This is a genomic window from Pseudomonas sp. SWRI50, from assembly GCF_014269095.1.
Lineage (GTDB): Bacteria > Pseudomonadota > Gammaproteobacteria > Pseudomonadales > Pseudomonadaceae > Aquipseudomonas > Aquipseudomonas kermanshahensis.
Map to the genome: position 1 here is coordinate 360,886 of NZ_JABWRW010000001.1, position 17,236 is coordinate 378,121.

Annotated in this window: 17 protein-coding genes; 14 read left to right on the plus strand and 3 right to left on the minus strand. The window is 62.8% G+C overall.

All coding sequences use genetic code 11. The features are described 5' to 3' along the window. Positions 1-2 precede the first annotated feature (2 nt). From kdsA to ispD, 4 genes are all read left to right on the plus strand, one after another. The gene (kdsA, locus tag HU750_RS01680) at positions 3-848 is read left to right on the plus strand and encodes a 3-deoxy-8-phosphooctulonate synthase (protein ID WP_027595809.1); all 846 of its coding nucleotides are present in this window, start codon (positions 3-5) and stop codon (positions 846-848) included. A gap of 154 nt (positions 849-1,002) precedes the next feature. Beyond that, complete coding sequence (gene eno / locus HU750_RS01685; protein ID WP_027595810.1) at positions 1,003-2,292, plus strand: phosphopyruvate hydratase; 1,290 nt, start codon at positions 1,003-1,005, stop codon at positions 2,290-2,292. Positions 2,293-2,461: 169 nt separating this feature from the next. Next, a complete protein-coding gene (gene ftsB, locus HU750_RS01690; RefSeq protein WP_186676037.1) occupies positions 2,462-2,743 on the plus strand; it encodes a cell division protein FtsB in 282 nt (93 codons plus the stop codon). Continuing rightward, complete coding sequence (ispD, locus tag HU750_RS01695; RefSeq protein WP_186676039.1) at positions 2,740-3,447, plus strand: 2-C-methyl-D-erythritol 4-phosphate cytidylyltransferase; 708 nt, start codon at positions 2,740-2,742, stop codon at positions 3,445-3,447. The genes ftsB and ispD overlap by 4 nt, the downstream gene beginning before the upstream one ends. Before the next feature lie 115 nt (positions 3,448-3,562). Here the strand turns inward: ispD and HU750_RS01700 are convergent, their stop codons facing one another. Beyond that, positions 3,563-4,459, minus strand: a complete 897-nt coding sequence (locus tag HU750_RS01700) for a LysR substrate-binding domain-containing protein (RefSeq protein ID WP_099428493.1) — start codon at positions 4,457-4,459, stop codon at positions 3,563-3,565. A 107-nt stretch (positions 4,460-4,566) separates the two neighbouring features. Here HU750_RS01700 and HU750_RS01705 point away from each other — a divergent pair, with 107 nt between their 5' ends. The 8 genes from HU750_RS01705 (at position 4,567) to rpoS (ending at position 11,707) form a co-directional block, all read left to right on the plus strand. Beyond that, a complete protein-coding gene (locus HU750_RS01705; RefSeq protein ID WP_186676041.1) occupies positions 4,567-5,679 on the plus strand; it encodes an S-(hydroxymethyl)glutathione dehydrogenase/class III alcohol dehydrogenase in 1,113 nt (370 codons plus the stop codon). Between the two features lie 8 nt (positions 5,680-5,687). Further along, the gene (fghA, locus tag HU750_RS01710) at positions 5,688-6,542 is read left to right on the plus strand and encodes an S-formylglutathione hydrolase (protein ID WP_099453146.1); all 855 of its coding nucleotides are present in this window, start codon (positions 5,688-5,690) and stop codon (positions 6,540-6,542) included. A gap of 65 nt (positions 6,543-6,607) precedes the next feature. Beyond that, on the plus strand, positions 6,608-7,081 hold the full coding sequence (gene ispF, locus HU750_RS01715) for a 2-C-methyl-D-erythritol 2,4-cyclodiphosphate synthase (protein ID WP_027595815.1): 474 nt from the start codon (positions 6,608-6,610) through the stop codon (positions 7,079-7,081). Further along, the gene (gene truD / locus HU750_RS01720; protein ID WP_186676044.1) at positions 7,078-8,136 is read left to right on the plus strand and encodes a tRNA pseudouridine(13) synthase TruD; all 1,059 of its coding nucleotides are present in this window, start codon (positions 7,078-7,080) and stop codon (positions 8,134-8,136) included. The genes ispF and truD overlap by 4 nt, the downstream gene beginning before the upstream one ends. After that, positions 8,124-8,873, plus strand: coding sequence for a 5'/3'-nucleotidase SurE (gene surE / locus HU750_RS01725; protein WP_027595817.1), 750 nt, complete (start codon positions 8,124-8,126; stop codon positions 8,871-8,873). The genes truD and surE overlap by 13 nt, the downstream gene beginning before the upstream one ends. A gap of 35 nt (positions 8,874-8,908) precedes the next feature. Beyond that, entirely contained in the window at positions 8,909-9,547 is a 639-nt protein-coding gene (locus tag HU750_RS01730) for a protein-L-isoaspartate(D-aspartate) O-methyltransferase (RefSeq protein WP_172960402.1), read from the plus strand. Positions 9,548-9,733: 186 nt separating this feature from the next. Beyond that, positions 9,734-10,591 carry a peptidoglycan DD-metalloendopeptidase family protein gene (locus HU750_RS01735; protein ID WP_186676047.1) on the plus strand — a complete coding sequence of 286 codons (858 nt, stop codon included), beginning with the start codon at positions 9,734-9,736 and terminating at the stop codon, positions 10,589-10,591. 108 nt (positions 10,592-10,699) lie between these two features. Continuing rightward, positions 10,700-11,707: an RNA polymerase sigma factor RpoS gene (rpoS, locus tag HU750_RS01740; protein WP_027595820.1), complete on the plus strand. Its 1,008-nt coding sequence runs from the start codon at positions 10,700-10,702 to the stop codon at positions 11,705-11,707. Between the two features lie 630 nt (positions 11,708-12,337). Here rpoS and fdxA read toward each other — a convergent pair. Continuing rightward, a complete protein-coding gene (fdxA, locus tag HU750_RS01745; RefSeq protein ID WP_186676057.1) occupies positions 12,338-12,661 on the minus strand; it encodes a ferredoxin FdxA in 324 nt (107 codons plus the stop codon). Positions 12,662-12,801: 140 nt separating this feature from the next. Continuing rightward, on the minus strand, positions 12,802-15,375 hold the full coding sequence (gene mutS, locus HU750_RS01750) for a DNA mismatch repair protein MutS (RefSeq protein WP_186676070.1): 2,574 nt from the start codon (positions 15,373-15,375) through the stop codon (positions 12,802-12,804). 132 nt (positions 15,376-15,507) lie between these two features. Here mutS and HU750_RS01755 point away from each other — a divergent pair, with 132 nt between their 5' ends. Further along, a complete protein-coding gene (locus HU750_RS01755; RefSeq protein ID WP_225935611.1) occupies positions 15,508-16,629 on the plus strand; it encodes a hypothetical protein in 1,122 nt (373 codons plus the stop codon). A gap of 54 nt (positions 16,630-16,683) precedes the next feature. Further along, positions 16,684-17,166 (plus strand): CinA family protein, encoded by a 483-nt coding sequence (locus HU750_RS01760; RefSeq protein ID WP_085272752.1) that lies wholly within the window; start codon positions 16,684-16,686, stop codon positions 17,164-17,166. Positions 17,167-17,236: the final 70 nt, after the last annotated feature.

Sequence of the window (17,236 nt, forward strand, 5' to 3'; positions counted from 1 at the left end):
CAATGACCCAGAAGATCATTCGCGTCGGTAACATCGAGATCGCCAACGACAAGCCGTTCGTCCTGTTCGGCGGCATGAACGTCCTGGAATCCCGTGACCTGGCAATGAAGGTCTGCGAAGAGTACGTGCGGGTCACCGAGAAGCTCGGTATCCCGTATGTGTTCAAGGCCAGCTTCGACAAGGCTAACCGTTCGTCGGTGACGTCCTACCGTGGCCCGGGCATGGAAGAGGGGCTGAAGATCTTCGAGGAGATCAAGCGCACCTTCAACGTGCCGGTAATCACCGACGTGCACGAGCCTTACCAGGCCGAGCCGGTGGCGAAGGTCTGCGACATCATCCAGTTGCCGGCCTTCCTGTCGCGTCAGACCGACCTGGTGGTGGCCATGGCCAAGACCGGCGTGGTGATCAACATCAAGAAGGCCCAGTTCCTTGCACCCCAGGAGATGCAACACATCCTGGCCAAGTGCGAAGAGGCGGGTAACGACCAGTTGATCCTCTGCGAGCGTGGTTCGAGCTTCGGCTACAACAACCTGGTGGTGGACATGCTCGGCTTCGGCATCATGAAGCAGTTCGAGTACCCGGTCTTCTTCGACGTGACCCATGCCCTGCAGATGCCGGGCGGTCGCTCGGACTCTGCCGGTGGCCGTCGTGCCCAGGTCACCGACCTGGCCAAGGCTGGCATGAGCCAAGGCCTGGCCGGCTTGTTCCTCGAGGCTCACCCTGATCCGGACAATGCCAAGTGCGATGGCCCTTGCGCCTTGCGCCTGGACAAGCTGGAGCCGTTCCTCACCCAGCTCAAGCAACTGGACGAGCTGGTGAAAAGTTTTCCGACGGTAGAAACCGCGTAAAGCTCATTTCTCGGGTAAAGTACCGCCCGTTCTCTCCCTGACCAAACGGTCAGGGAGCGCTTTCATCAGGCCTGCCTGCTGCATACCCCGCCTGATGAAGTGCAAGGATTTCCTAAGCTGCGTTGTTTTCGTCAATTCTGGAGTGCTTACAACAATGGCAAAAATCGTCGACATCAAAGGTCGTGAAGTTCTCGATTCGCGTGGCAACCCCACCGTGGAAGCCGATGTACTGCTCGACAACGGCATCATCGGCAGTGCTTGCGCGCCGTCCGGTGCTTCCACCGGCTCGCGCGAAGCGCTGGAGCTGCGTGATGGCGACAAGAGCCGTTACCTGGGCAAGGGCGTGCTGAAAGCCGTCGCCAACATCAACGGCCCGATTCGCGACCTGCTGCTGGGCAAGGACCCTTCCGACCAGAAGGCTCTGGACCGTGCCATGATCGACCTGGACGGTACCGAGAACAAAGCCAAGCTGGGCGCCAACGCCATCCTGGCTGTTTCCCTGGCTGCCGCCAAGGCCGCTGCCCAGGACCAGGACCTGCCGCTGTACGCGCACATCGCCAACCTGAACGGCACCCCGGGCCAGTACTCGATGCCGGTTCCGATGATGAACATCATCAACGGTGGCGAGCACGCCGACAATAACGTCGACATCCAGGAGTTCATGGTGCAGCCGGTTGGCGCCAAGACCTTCTCCGATGGCCTGCGTATGGGCACCGAAATCTTCCATCACCTGAAGGCTGTACTGAAGGCTCGCGGCCTGAACACTGCCGTCGGTGACGAAGGTGGCTTTGCGCCGAACCTGGCGTCCAACGAGGACGCGCTGGCCGCCATCGCCGAAGCCGTTGAAAAGGCCGGCTACAAGCTGGGCACCGATGTGACCCTGGCCCTGGACTGCGCAGCGTCCGAGTTCTATGAAGACGGCAAGTACAACCTGTCTGGCGAAGGCAAGTCGTTCGACGCCGAAGGCTTTGCCGAGTACCTGAAAGGCCTGACCGAGCGCTTCCCGATCATCTCGATCGAAGACGGCCTGGACGAGTCCGACTGGGCTGGTTGGAAGATCCTCACCGACAAGATCGGCGAGAAGGTGCAACTGGTCGGTGACGACCTGTTCGTGACCAACACCAAGATCCTCAAGGAAGGCATCGAGAAGGGCATCGGTAACTCGATCCTGATCAAGTTCAACCAGATCGGCTCGCTGACCGAGACCCTGGAAGCCATCCAGATGGCCAAGGCTGCAGGCTACACCGCGGTGATTTCGCACCGTTCCGGTGAAACCGAAGACTCGACCATTGCCGACCTGGCTGTAGGTACCGCTGCTGGCCAGATCAAGACTGGCTCGCTGTGCCGTTCCGACCGCGTCTCCAAGTACAACCAACTGCTGCGCATCGAAGAGCAACTGGGTGCCAAGGCGGTTTACCGTGGTCGTGCCGAGTTTCGCGGTTAAGCAAGAGATGGTAAAAAGACAGCAGCCGTAGCTGTAGGAGCTTTCGTACTGAATTTTCCTACACTTGCAAAGGGTTTCTGTCGACGAAGCCTGGCCTCGGCCAGGCTTCGTGCTATTCGAGGCCCCGAAGTGAACAGTAAGCGGCGGTCTTTTTAACCTGGATACCTTGATGCGCAGTCCCTATTGGTTGTTCCTCGTTCTGCTTCTGCTGTTGGGTGGCCTGCAGTACCGCCTGTGGGTGGGCAATGGCAGCCTGGCGCAAGTGACCGATCTCAAGCAGCAGATCGCCGAGCAGCACGCCGAAAACGAGCGCCTGCTTGAGCGTAACCGCGTGCTTGACGCAGAAGTCCTGGAGTTGAAGAAAGGTATGGAGACCGTGGAAGAACGGGCTCGTCATGAATTGGGGATGGTCAAAGAGGGTGAAACCCTCTTCCAGTTGCCGCAAAAATGACTGACACATTACCGGCCTTCTGGGCCGTGATTCCTGCTGCGGGCGTGGGTGCCCGCATGGCTGCCGACCGCCCCAAGCAGTACTTGCAACTGGGTGGGCAGACCCTTCTCGAGCATAGCCTCGACTGTTTTCTTGGCCATCCAACGCTCAAGGGCGTGGTGGTCAGCATTGCCGCAGACGACCCTTACTGGCCCAGCCTGCGCTGTGCCAGCGACCCGCGCCTCCAGCGCGCGGCGGGCGGTCGCGAGCGTGCCGACTCGGTACTCAACGCGTTGCTGTTGCTGCATGCCCAAGGGGCTTCGGACAGCGACTGGGTGCTGGTGCACGATGCCGCGCGGCCGAACCTGGCGCGCAGTGACTTGGACAAGCTGTTGTTGGAGCTGGCAGATGACCCGGTGGGTGGCCTGTTGGCGGTGCCGGCGCGCGATACGTTGAAGCGTGCCGACAGTAATGGCCGGGTGAGCGCTACCGTAGACCGCAGCACCATCTGGCAGGCCTATACGCCGCAGATGTTCCGCCTGGGGGCCTTGCACCGCGCGTTGGCCGAGTGCCTGGTGTCGGATGTGGTGGTCACCGACGAGGCTTCGGCCATCGAGTGGTCCGGCCAGGCGCCGCGGCTGATCGAAGGGCGCAGCGATAACATCAAGGTGACCCGGCCGGAAGACCTTGAGTGGTTGCGCCAGCGCTGGGCCGGGCGCCGCTGACACTGTAATCCTGTGTTGGCCTCTTCGCGGGCAAGCCCCTCCTACAGGGAATTGCGATCTCTTGTAGGAGCGGCCTTGTGCCGCGAAAGGGCCGCAAAGCGGCCCCAGTGCACTATCAAGCCACACGATACTCCGGTAACCCCGCCAACCCTTCCTTCAGATAATCCACCAGCCGCCTTACCTTCGGCGACAGATGCCGCTGCTGCGGGTACAGCGCCCACACCGCCGTATTCGGCGGCTGATGCCCCTCCAGCAGCGACACCAGTGCCCCCGTGTTCAGGTGCTCCAGCACGTAATAGTCCGGCAACTGGCACAAGCCCATCCCCTGCAACGCGGCGTCGAGCACGGCCTGCCCGCTGTTGCAGCGCCAGTTTCCCTGCACCCGCTGGCTGATCTCGCGGCCATCCTGCTGCAGCGCCCACAAGTCTGAACTGCCAATCAGGCAGTTGTGCCGCGCCAGTTCCGACAGGCTGTGCGGCCGGCCGTAACGCTCCAGATACGCCGGTGAGGCGCACAGGTACATGCGCCGCGGCGCCAGGCGGGCGGCAACCAGCCTGGAGTCGGCAAGCCGGCCGAGGCGAATGGCCAGGTCCATGCCTTCATGCAGCAGGTCCAGCGTGCGGTTGCTCAGTTCCACTTCCACCCTCAACTGCGGGTACAGCGCCATGAAGCGCGTCACCAACGGCACGATGAAGCGCTCGCCATAGGCCACCGCACAGGTCATGCGCAGCAGCCCCTTGGGCTCGCTGGCCAGGTCGCCCATCGCCCGCAGGGCTTCTTCACGGCCATCTTGCAGGCGCTGGCAATGCTGCAGGAAGGTCTGCCCGGCCTCACTCAGGGTGACACGCCGGGTGCTGCGGTACAGCAGGCGCGTCTGCAGGCGTTCTTCCAGGCGGGCGATCTGCCGGCTGATGTGCGAAGACGATACGCCCAGGCGCTCCGCCGCCGCGGTGAACTGGCCAGACTCGGCTACCGCCACGAATTCGTCGATGCCTTCCCAGCGGCTACTCATTGATTGTCCCTGTGCGGCAATAATGTTTTGTCTTGGTCTGGATTATTCATCAAAACCCCCTGAATTACACTGCAAGACTGAATTGACCCCTTGTTTGGAGACCGTTGATGATCAAGTCCCGTGCTGCCGTAGCCTTCGAAGCCAAGAAACCCCTGGAAATCGTCGAAGTGGACGTGGCCATGCCCAAGGCTGGCGAAGTGCTGCTGCGCGTGGTTGCCAGCGGTGTTTGCCATACCGACGCCTACACCCTGTCCGGCGCTGACCCGGAGGGTATCTTCCCGTCGATCCTTGGCCACGAAGGCGGCGCGATCGTCGAGGCAGTGGGCGAGGGCGTGACCTCGGTGGCCGTGGGTGACCATGTGATCCCGCTGTACACCCCTGAGTGCGGCCAGTGCAAATTCTGCCGTTCGGGCAAGACCAACCTGTGCCAGGCCATCCGTGCCACCCAGGGCAAGGGCCTGATGCCAGACGGCACCACGCGCTTCTCGTACAAAGGCCAGCAGCTGTTCCACTACATGGGCACCTCGACCTTCTCCGAGTACACCGTGTTGCCAGAAATCTCCGTGGCCAAGATCCAGAAGGAAGCCCCGCTGGAGAAGGTCTGCCTGCTCGGCTGTGGCGTCACCACCGGTATTGGCGCGGTCATCAACACCGCCAAGGTCCAGCCGGGTGACACCGTGGCCATCTTCGGCCTCGGCGGCATCGGCCTGTCGGCGATCATTGGCGCCGTCAAGGCCAAGGCCTCGCGCATCATCGCCATCGACATCAACCCGGCCAAGTTCGAGATCGCTCGTCAGCTGGGTGCCACCGATTGCATCAACCCGAAAGACTACGACCGCCCGATCCAGGAAGTGATTGTCGACCTCACCGACGGCGGCGTGGACTTCTCCTTCGAGTGCATCGGCAACGTCCAGCTGATGCGTGCGGCCCTGGAATGCTGCCACAAGGGGTGGGGCGAGTCGGTCATCATCGGCGTTGCCGGTGCCGGCCAGGAAATCGCCACCCGTCCGTTCCAGCTGGTCACCGGTCGCGTCTGGCGCGGCTCGGCGTTTGGTGGCGTACGCGGCCGCAGCGAGCTGCCAAGCTATGTCGAAATGGCCGAGAAGGGCGAGATCCCGCTGGACACCTTCATCACCCACACCATGGGCCTGGAAGACATCAACAAGGCCTTCGACCTGATGCATGAAGGCAAGAGCATCCGCAGCGTGATCCACTTCTGAGGTCTGCCATGAGCCTGGACAACATCTCTTGCCAGAAAAGCTTCGGCGGCTGGCACAAGCGGTACCGGCACCCGTCCAAGGTGCTCGGCTGCGACATGGTGTTCGCGGTGTATCTGCCTCCTCAGGCCGAACAGGGGGCCAAGCTGCCGGTGCTGTACTGGCTGAGCGGCCTGACCTGCACCGACGAGAACTTCATGCAGAAGGCCGGCGCCCAGCGCCTGGCCGCCGAGCTTGGGTTGATCATCGTTGCGCCCGACACCAGCCCGCGTGGCGAGCAGGTGCCGGGCGACCCGGATGGCGCCTGGGACTTTGGCCTGGGGGCCGGCTTCTACCTCAATGCCACCCAGCAACCGTGGGCGCAGCACTACCGCATGCATGACTACGTGGTAGAGGAGTTGCCCGCGCTGATCGAGGCGCACTTCCCGGCCTCGGACCAACGCAGCATCAGTGGCCACTCGATGGGCGGGCATGGCGCATTGGTGTGCGCCTTGCGTAACCCGGGGCGCTACCGTTCGATCTCGGCGTTCTCGCCGATCAGCAACCCGATGGACTGCCCGTGGGGTGAAAAGGCCTTCAGCCGCTACCTGGGCGAGGACCGTGCGCGTTGGCGCGAGTGGGATGCCAGCGTCCTGCTGGCCGAGACACCCGCGGGCAGTTGCCCGCCGTTGCTGGTGGACCAGGGCGACCGTGATGACTTCCTCGAGAAGCAGCTCAAGCCTGAGGCGCTGGAGCAGGCCGCGCGCAAAGGGGGGCATGCACTGACCCTGCGCCTGCAGCCTGGTTATGACCATAGCTACTACTTTATCGCCAGCTTCATCGAAGACCACCTGCGCCATCACGCGGTGGCGTTGGGCCGGGTGTAAGGCGCAGCCCCAATACCGCACAAAGCAGGTAGAATCACGCCCTGACTCAATCAGGGCGTTTTTCTATGCGTATTGGCCACGGCTACGATGTGCACCGTTTCTGCGACGGTGATTTCATTACCCTGGGCGGGGTCCGTATCCCCCACAAACACGGCCTCCTGGCCCACTCCGACGGTGACGTGCTGCTGCACGCCCTGAGCGATGCCTTGCTGGGCGCTGCGGCGCTGGGTGATATCGGCAAACACTTCCCCGACACCGACCCGCAGTTCAAGGGTGCCGACAGCCGTGCCTTGCTGCGTCATGTGGTCGCTATCGTCCAGGCCAAGGGCTGGAAGGTGGGCAATGTCGACGCCACCATCGTTGCCCAGGCGCCGAAAATGGCGCCGCACATCGAGACCATGCGCCAACTGATCGCCGAAGACCTGCAAGCCGAGCTCGACCAGGTCAACGTCAAAGCGACCACCACTGAAAAGCTGGGCTTCACCGGCCGTGAGGAGGGGATTGCCGTGCATGCGGTCGCCCTGTTGCTGCCAGCATGACCGAACTGGAACTGCTGGGCCCGCGTGCATCGGGTGAAGCGCTGGGCACTGCGGTGCTCAAGGCCGTGGCTGAAGACTTCCAGGTCGACGAGGTGCTGGATATCCCGCTGTCGGGCCAGGGTGAGCACCTATGGCTGTGGGTCGAAAAGCGCGACCTCAACACCGAAGAAGCGGCCCGCCGACTGGCCCGCGCCGCAGGCGTCCCGGCCCGTTCGATCAGCTATGCCGGCCTCAAGGACCGCCAGGCCCTGACCCGTCAGTGGTTCAGCCTGCACCTGCCTGGCAAGGCCGACCCGGACCTGTCGCGTGCCGAGGATGCCAGCCTGCGCGTGCTCAAGCAGGTGCGTCACCAGCGCAAGCTGCAGCGTGGGGCGCATTCGGCCAATGGCTTCACCCTGCGCCTGACGGCACTGGCAGCTGATCACGCTGCGCTGGACGCGCGCCTGGAGGCGCTCAAGCAGCACGGCGTGCCGAACTACTTCGGCAGCCAGCGGTTTGGCCATGGCGGCGGCAACGTCCATGACGCGCTCGACTGGGCGGCCCGCAAGGCGCTGCCAGAGCAACGCAATGTGCGTTCGCGTTTGCTTTCGGCAGGGCGCAGCTACCTGTTCAACCAGATTCTCGCCGCCCGTGTTGCCGACGGCAGCTGGGCCCGTGCGCAAGTCGGGGACCTGTTGGCCTTCACCGATAGCCGTAGTTTCTTTCCCGCGACCGAGCAGGAATGTTCCGATCCGCGCTTGGCCATTCTCGACCTGCATCCCACCGGTGCGCTGTGGGGCGAGGGCGAAACGCCCGCCACAGGCGCCACTGCCGCGTTGGAAAGCGCAGTTGCCGCGCGGCAGCCGGCACTGTGCCATTGGCTGGCCCAGGCGGGCATGGATCACGAACGGCGCATTCTGCGGCTCCCTATTGGCGGCCTGACGTGGCATTATCCCGAGCCTGATATCCTGCAACTGGAATTCGTCCTTCCGGCCGGATGCTTCGCCACCGTGGTGGTGCGCGAAGTCGTGGATCTGGTGCCGGTAGGGCAGACGGACAGCCCATGCGTATTCTGATTTCGAACGACGACGGTGTTACCGCACCTGGCCTCGCCGCGCTGCACGCTGCGCTGGTGGATTATGCCGAGTGTGTGGTAATCGCCCCGGAGCAAGACAAGAGCGGCGCCAGCAGTTCGCTGACGCTGGACCGGCCGCTGCATCCGCAGACCCTGGCCAACGGTTTCATCAGCCTCAATGGCACGCCGACCGATTGCGTGCACCTGGGGCTCAATGGCCTGTTGCCGCAGACCCCGGACATGGTGGTGTCGGGGATCAACCTGGGCGCGAACCTGGGCGACGACGTGCTGTATTCGGGCACCGTCGCCGCTGCGTTGGAAGGCCGCTTCCTGGGCAACACGTCGCTGGCGTTTTCGTTGCTCTCGCGTCAGCCGGACAACCTGCCCACGGCGGCGTACATCGCCCGCCGGCTGGTGGAGGCGCAGTCGCGTCTCACATTGCCGCCGCGCACCGTGCTCAACGTCAATATCCCCAACCTGCCGCTGGAGCACATCCGCGGCATCCAGCTGACCCGCCTCGGTCACCGGGCGCGGGCGGCGGCGCCGACCAAGGTGGTCAACCCGCGCGGCAAGGAGGGGTACTGGATTGCCGTGGCCGGCGATGCCGAAGACGGTGGCCCGGGCACGGACTTCCACGCGGTGATGCAAGGTTATGTATCGATCACACCGCTGCAGCTTGACCGCACCTTCAACGATGCTTTCGAACAGCTCGACGGTTGGCTGGAGGGCCTGCTCTGATGCGTGAGGACGATATGTTGCGCCGGGGTATCGGCATGACCTCCCAACGGACCCGGGAGCGGCTGATCCAGCGCCTGTGCGAAGAAGGCGTGGCGAACCCCAAGGTGCTCGACGCGATCCGCCGCACCCCGCGCCACCTGTTCGTCGACGAGGCCCTGGCGCATCGCGCCTATGAAGACACGGCGCTGCCGATCGGCCACAACCAGACCATCTCGCAGCCGTTCATGGTTGCGCACATGAGCGAGCTGCTGCTTGAGGCCGGGCCGCTCGACAAGGTGCTGGAGATCGGCACGGGCTCCGGCTACCAGACGGCGATACTTGCCCAGCTCGTGGAGCGGGTGTTCTCGGTGGAGCGCATCAAGGTGCTGCAGGATCGCGCCAAGGAGCGCCTGGTAGAGCTGAACCTGCGTAACGTGGTGTTCCGCTGGGGCGATGGTTGCGAGGGCTGGCAGGCGCTGGCACCCTACAACGGCATCATCGTCACCGCCGTGGCGCCCGAGGTGCCACAGGCACTGCTCGATCAACTGGCGCCGGGGGGGCGCATGGTGATTCCGGTGGGCCCGGCAGGCGAAACACAGCAGTTGATGCTGATCGTGCGTGAGGAGCATGGGTTCTCCCGGCGTGTGCTAGGCGCCGTGCGCTTCGTGCCATTGCTCAATGGCCCGCTGGCCTGAACCACGGAATATTTACGCCAGCGACGAATTCTTGCGCCATTGCCCTGTCTATCTGGCGGGGTGATCTGCTATAGCACGAGTGGCCTTTGCAGCCGTCCACCCAATACAGGTGGGCTCGGTTATAATTGCAACAATATTGCATTTCTTATCGTTATTTCGGTATTCGGCACCATGAGGGGAGCGCGGGTGGGTCACACAGTCATTCGGCAGCGCAAGGAATGGGCGGGTTTCAAGCTTCTGGTGATTGCACTGGCCATGGGCACCTTGCTGGCGGGTTGTTCCAGCACCAGCTCGACAAGCGCGCGGGTGGTCGACCGTAACAATGCAGCGCCCAAGCGGCCGACGGTGACTTCCGGTCAGTACATCGTAAAGCCGGGCGATACGTTGTTCTCCATCGCCTTCCGTTACGGCTGGGACTACAAGGAGCTGGCCGCCCGCAACGGCATTCCAGCGCCTTACACCATTCGCCCTGGCCAGCCGATTCGCTTCAGCAGCGGCGCCACGGGTAGCACCACGGTGGTATCCAACCCTTCGTCCTCGAGCAAAACCACGGTCATTCGTCGCCCCGTTGGTAGCACCAGCACCGCCCCGAGCGGTAGCACCAAGCCGGCTACGACGGCCCCGACAACCAGTGCACCAGTGGTCGCCACCGTGCCGGCCGCAGAGCGCGCGGTAGGCGGTTGGACCTGGCCGGCCAACGGCGTGCTAATTGGAAAATTTGCTTCAAACGGTAGTTTGAATAAAGGCATTGATATCGCCGGTGATTTGGGACAGCCTGTTTTTGCTGCGTCTGATGGTGCAGTGGTCTACGCCGGGAGTGGCTTGCGGGGCTACGGCGAGCTGATCATCATCAAGCACAGCGATACCTACGTCAGTGCCTACGGTCACAACCGCAGGCTGTTGGTTCGGGAGGGGCAGCAGGTCAAGGCTGGGCAGTCGATTGCTGAAATGGGGTCCACGGGCACTGATCGGGTGAAGCTGCATTTCGAGATTCGCCGCCAGGGCAAACCCGTCGATCCGCTCCAGTTCCTGCCACGTCGTTGATTGTTGTACCTGGCCTGTTCCTCTGATGTAGAGGGGACAGGCTCCAGCGCTGCCAGGGATACAGGTGCCGCTCGAGTCTGAGTTCGAACTCAGCAAAGGACTATAACAATGGCTCTCAATAAAGAAGCGCCGGAGTTTGACATCGACGATGACGTCCTCCTGATGGAGACGGGCATCGTTTTGGAAACGGATGTGGTGTCAGACGAACCTGCTGTATCTTCGGTTCGGACAAGGGCCAAGACCGGCTCTTCGCTCAAGCAGCACAAGTACATCGATTACACTCGGGCACTTGATGCTACTCAGTTGTACCTCAATGAGATTGGATTCTCGCCTCTGCTGTCGCCAGAAGAGGAAGTGCATTTTGCGCGCCTGTCGCAAAAAGGCGACCCCGCCGGCCGCAAGCGCATGATCGAAAGCAACCTGCGCCTGGTTGTGAAAATTGCCCGTCGTTACGTGAATCGTGGCCTGTCGTTGCTCGACCTGATCGAGGAGGGCAACCTGGGGTTGATCCGTGCGGTCGAGAAATTCGACCCGGAACGTGGTTTCCGGTTCTCGACCTATGCGACCTGGTGGATTCGCCAGACCATCGAACGGGCGATCATGAACCAGACCCGTACCATTCGCCTGCCGATCCACGTGGTCAAGGAGCTCAACGTCTACCTGCGCGCTGCGCGGGAGCTGACCCAGAAGCTTGATCACGAGCCCTCGCCAGAAGAAATCGCCACCCTGCTGGAGAAGCCTGTCGCTGAGGTCAAGCGGATGCTGGGGCTGAACGAGCGGGTGTCTTCGGTGGATGTTTCGCTCGGGCCGGACTCGGACAAGACCCTGCTCGATACCCTTACCGATGACCGCCCGACCGACCCGTGTGAGCTGCTGCAGGACGACGACCTGTCGCAGAGCATCGATCAGTGGCTGGGTGAGCTGACCGACAAGCAGCGTGAGGTGGTGGTGCGCCGCTTTGGCCTGCGTGGGCATGAGAGCAGCACCCTGGAAGATGTTGGCCTGGAGATCGGCCTGACGCGTGAGCGTGTGCGGCAGATCCAGGTAGAGGGGCTCAAGCGCTTGCGCGAGATCCTCGAGAAGAATGGCCTGTCTAGCGAGTCGTTGTTCCAGTAACAAGCTGTTCGCCAGCATAAGACGCCCCGATAGCCTCGGGGCGTTTTTGTGTGCGCGGTGCAGCGCAGAATAACGCGCCTCCCTGTAGGAGCAGCCTTGTGCTGCGAAGAGGCCGGTGGCAACAGTGCAAATTCGCGGTGGGGTCACCGGCCTCTTCGCAGCACAAGGCTGCTCCTACAGGGGGATGCGCAGGTCAGAAGCCAGATTTGCCATCCAGCATTTGTGTACCGCGCCACCCCAGTAACATCGGGTGTAAGAGATCGCTTACTTGTTTTGTAAGCTATCTATGCAACCAACAGTAAATCATTGTCGTTTTCAGCTCTGCCGTAATCCTAACTTACTGAAAATCATGGATTATTTGGATGTGAGGAAAAGTGTCCGCGGTAATATCTTGAGAGGTGCCTCGGTTGTCTCGCCCGCTGAAGTCGCTAGTATTCGAACTGTGCACACGGACATGCACAGGCTTTCAGGGAGAAGGCCAAGGACATCGCAAGAAGCGATTTCATCAGGATGATGTTTGGGACAATCAGGGACTACGGAAAAAAATGTGGGCGGGTCATACCGCCCCTTTTTTTTGCCTGCTGAAAATGAAAAAAGGCCCGAATGGGCCTTTTTCGTATCCGCGCGCTATCAGCGCTCCAGATCTGCAATCTTGCCAGTCTTGCCATCCCACGCTTCAGCGTCCGGCAGGGCGTCCTTACGCTCGGTGATGTTTGGCCAGATTTCCGCCAGTTCGGCGTTCAGCTCGATGAAGTTTTCCATGCCCGATGGCACTTCGTCTTCCGAGAAGATGGCTTGCGCTGGGCATTCCGGCTCGCACAGTGCGCAGTCGATGCACTCGTCCGGGTGGATGACCAGGAAGTTCGGGCCTTCGTAGAAGCAGTCCACCGGACAGACTTCCACGCAGTCGGTGTATTTGCATTTGATGCAGTTGTCGGTGACGACGAAGGTCATTTCTAGTTCTCTCCTCAGGCGACGGCGGCGGCCCTTCCTCTCGGGGCCGCGCGGTTTACGGGTATGTGGCTGCAGGCCAGGCTAATAACCTGCAGCACCAGCAAACCGCGGCGGATTCTACCAGCTTGTAGTGGGCGCCGTTATAACAGGTTCTTTAGTTGATATAGCATTTCGATAGCTTGGCGCGGGGTCATGTCGTCCAGGTTCAGCTTACCCAGCTTCTCGATGGCCGGGTGCGGCAGGCTGGCGAACAGATCGCTCTGGTGCGGGACGTGTGGCTCATCCTTGGCCTGCTTGCCCAGCGGCTGCTCGTGCGGCAGGCTCGCGGTTTCCAGGCGGCCCAGGTGCTCGCGGGCGCGCTGAATGACCGGGGTGGGCACGCCGGCCAGTTGTGCCACGGCCAGGCCGTAGCTTTGGCTGGCAGGGCCTGGCAGCACATGGTGCAGGAAGACGATGCGCTCGTTGTGCTCGGTGGCGTTCAGGTGCACGTTGGCCACTAACGGCTCGTTTTCCGGCAGTACAGTGAGCTCGAAGTAGTGCGTGGCGAACAGCGTGTAAGCACGCAACTGGGCCAGGCGCTCGGCGGCGGCCCAGGCCAGCGACAGGCCGTCGAAGGTGCTGGTGCCGCGGCCGACTTCGTCCATCAGCACCAGGCTGCGGTCGGTGGCGTTGTGCAGAATGTTGGCGGTTTCACTCATCTCGACCATGAAGGTCGAGCGCCCGCCGGCCAGGTCGTCACTGGAGCCGATGCGGGTGAAGATGCGGTCGACCAGCGACAGCTCGCACTGGGCTGCCGGCACGAAACTGCCGATGTGCGCCATCAGCACGATCAAGGCGGTCTGGCGCATGTAGGTAGATTTACCGCCCATGTTCGGGCCGGTAATGATCAGCATGCGGGTGCTGTTGTCCAGGTTCAGGTCGTTGGCCACGAACGGCGTGGTCAGCACCTGCTCGACCACCGGGTGACGGCCCTGGTCGATGCGCAAGCACGGCTCGTCGACGAAGCGAGGGCAGTTCAGGTCGAGGTTCAGGGCTCGCTCGGCGAGGTTGCTCAGCACGTCCAGTTCGGCCAGGGCGGCAGCGCTGTCTTGCAGCGGTGCCAGGTGGCTGATCAGGGTTTCGAGCAGGGCATCGTAAAGCATCTTCTCGCGGGCCAGGGCGCGGCTCTTGGCCGACAGTGCCTTGTCCTCGAACGCCTTGAGCTCTGGGGTGATGAAGCGCTCCGCACCCTTGAGGGTCTGGCGGCGAATGTAGTCGCCCGGGGCTTGTTCGGCCTGCTTGGTCGGCAGCTCGATGAAGTAGCCATGCACGCGGTTGTAGCCGACCTTGAGATTGGCCAGGCCGGTACGGGCTTTTTCACGGGCTTCCAGGTCGATCAGGAACTGGCCAGCGTTCTCGCTGATCGCCAGCAACTCGTCCAGCTCATTGTCGTAGCCGGCCTTGAGCACGCCGCCGTCACGGATTACCGCGGGCGGGTTGTCGATGATCGCCCGCTCCAGCAGGCTGGCCAGCTCTGGGTAGGTGCCGGTAATGGCGGCCAGGCGCGCCAGGTGCGGGGCTTCCAGCTCGGCCATGGCGTTTTGCAGCTCGGGCAGGGCGCCGAGGGCATCACGCAGGCGTGCGAGGTCGCGTGGGCGGGCATTGCGCAGGCCGATACGGGCGAGGATCCGCTCGATATCGCCAATTTCCTTGAGCTGCGGCTGCAGTTTTTCGAAACGGTAGCCGTCGAGCAGGCAACGGATCGAATCCTGGCGCGCCTGCAGGACCTTGAGGTCACGCAGTGGGCGGTTCAGCCAGCGGGTCAGCAAGCGGCTGGCCATGGCGGTCTGGCAGCGGTCGATCACCGACTGCAGGGTATTGTCGCGCCCGCCCGCCAGGTTAACGTCCAGCTCCAGGTTGCGGCGGCTGGCGCCATCCAGGATGACCGTGTCGTCCAGGCGCTCGTGGCGCAGGCTGCGCAGGTGCGGCAGAGCAGTGCGCTGGGTTTCCTTGGCGTAGGTCAGCAGGCAGCCGGCGGCGCCGATGGCCAGGGTCAGCTTGTCGCAGCCAAAGCCTTTGAGGTCCTTGGTCGCGAATTGCTGGCACAGGGCCTTGCGCGCCGAATCGCGGTCGAAGTCCCACGGGGCGCGGCGGCGCGCACCAGGGCGTTTTTCGGCCGGCAGGTCGCGTGGCCAGTCGTCGGGGATCAGCAGTTCGACCGGGTTGAGGCGGTCGAGCTCGGCCAGCAGGTTTTCCCAGCCTTTGATCTCTTGCACGCCGAAGTTGCCACTGGTGATGTCCAGCACCGCCAGGCCAAACAGGCGTTCATCGCCCAGCAGCGCGGCAATCAGGTTGTCGCGGCGCTCGTCGAGCAGTGCTTCGTCGCTGACCGTGCCGGGGGTGATGATGCGCACCACCTGGCGCTCTACCGGGCCCTTGCTGGTTGCCGGGTCGCCAATCTGTTCGCAGATCACCACCGATTCGCCGAGCTTGACCAGTTTGGCCAGGTAGCCTTCCAGCGAATGGAACGGAATGCCGCACATGGGGATGGACTGGCCGGCCGACTGGCCGCGCGCGGTCAGGGTGATATCCAGCAGTTTTGCGGCTTTCTTCGCATCTTCGTAGAAGATCTCGTAGAAATCGCCCATGCGGTAGAACATCAGCTGGTCCGGGTGCTGGTTTTTCAGCTTCCAGTACTGCTGCATCATCGGGGTGTGTGCGGAGAGATCTGACATTCAGGGCCTTACAGCGGGTGATCTGGTTGGCGATGGTAAAACCGGCAATGGTACAGGCTTTTTCATCCAGATGCAGGCGGCCGCAGTGGGGCATGTGCGCGCAGTTCGGCGGGCCATCATGGAGCTTCGTCCTTGACTGCACTAGAATGCGCGGCCTTTTTGAATGCCCCTAGCCGTGACGTAGTGATGAACCTGTCCAGCCGTATCCCTTATGTAAAGCAGCAACTGATCTACCTCCTATACGGTGATCGGCGGATTTACCAGCTGGAAGCCAAGCTCAGCATCCTCACCGCCCTGGCGCGCTGCAAGCCGGCGGAGCTGCCGGTGATTCGTGTGTTGACCGACCAGCCGCAGGCATTCGCCGGTTGGCCGGTAGAGGTGATCGCGCTGGATGACGCGACCCTGCAGGCCTGGACCGGGGAGGGCGGCTACACCCATCGGCGCAAGGCCTGCGCCATTGCGCAAGCTGGGCAGTGGGCGGACAAGACAGTGTTCATCGACACCGACACGGTGTTCCTGCAGTCACCGCTGAAGCTGTTTGGCCAGGTGGATGCCGGGCAGTACCTGGTGGACGAGGTCGAGATGCGCTGGGCCGAGGCGTCGCACCGTGAGGACTACCTCGGCTTCAGCGCAGGGCTTGCGCGTGCGGGCGCAGTGCCGAGCGACGACCTGCGGCTGTGCAACAGCGGTGTCCTGGGCTTCACCCGTGAGAATGCCGGCATTGCCGAACGGGCCATCCAGCGCATCGATGCATGGACGCCTTACGCCCGTGAGTTGCACACCATCGAGCAGATCGCCTTTTCGTTCGAGTTGCAGGGCGTGCAGATCAACCAGGCGCGTGGCGTGATCAGCCACTACTTTGCGATGAAGCAGTACATCCACGCCATTCTGGAGATTTTCTTCGCCCGCCACGGCGAGCGCTTTACGCCGAAGATGCCTGGCCTGGCCTTGAAGGTGCCTGCGCATCGCCCGGTGCCATCCTGGCTCAACCGCCTTTCGGTCAAGTGGAGCCTTACGCGCGTGCCCCCAGAGCTCCGGGGTGTCGGCCGCAAGCTCTTATATGGCAGTGTCATCGGCCGCGACGATTACCAGCGCGCCTGCAAGGTGGTCTGGTGGCGTTCGGCGATTGAGGACATGCGCCATTTGCGTGGCCTGGACTGGACCCAGGGCTGGCCAGCCGGCCTACCGCGTCTTGGGCGGCGCGACGAGCGTGCGTTCAGCGCCATTGCCCGCGATAGCCTGAAGGTTTCCTGAAGCCGCGCCGCGCATGGGGTGGTAGGGTAGTGCGCAGTCTTCAAGGAGCCTGACATGGACCCGATCACCGCACTTTCCGCCCGCCTGGGCGAGCACCTGCGCCGCTTCAATGCCCAGGTGACCACCGCCGAATCCTGCACGGGCGGTGGCATCGCCGAGGCCATTACCCGCATCCCCGGCAGTTCGGCCTGGTTCGAGGCCGGATACGTGACCTACTCCAATGCCCAGAAGACCCGCCAGCTGGGGGTGCCCGCGGCACTGTTCGGCCAGGTGGGGGCGGTCAGCCAGGAGGTGGTCGAAGCCATGGCCCGCGGGGCGCAGGCGGCCAGCGGCGCGCGCTTTGCGGTGGCGGTGAGCGGTGTGGCCGGGCCGGACGGTGGCTCGCCGGCAAAACCGGTGGGTACCGTGTGGCTGGCCTGGGCCGATGGCAGCCGTGTCTTCAGCGAGCGCCGCCAGTTCGACGGCGACCGTGATGCGGTGCGCCGACAAACGGTGATCGCCGCGTTAGACGGCTTGTTACAGCTTGGTGCCGAGTAAATCGACGACAGGGGTTTGCGCGCGCGCTTCGCTGTGGAATAATACTGGCTACTTATACAGGTATTCCGGC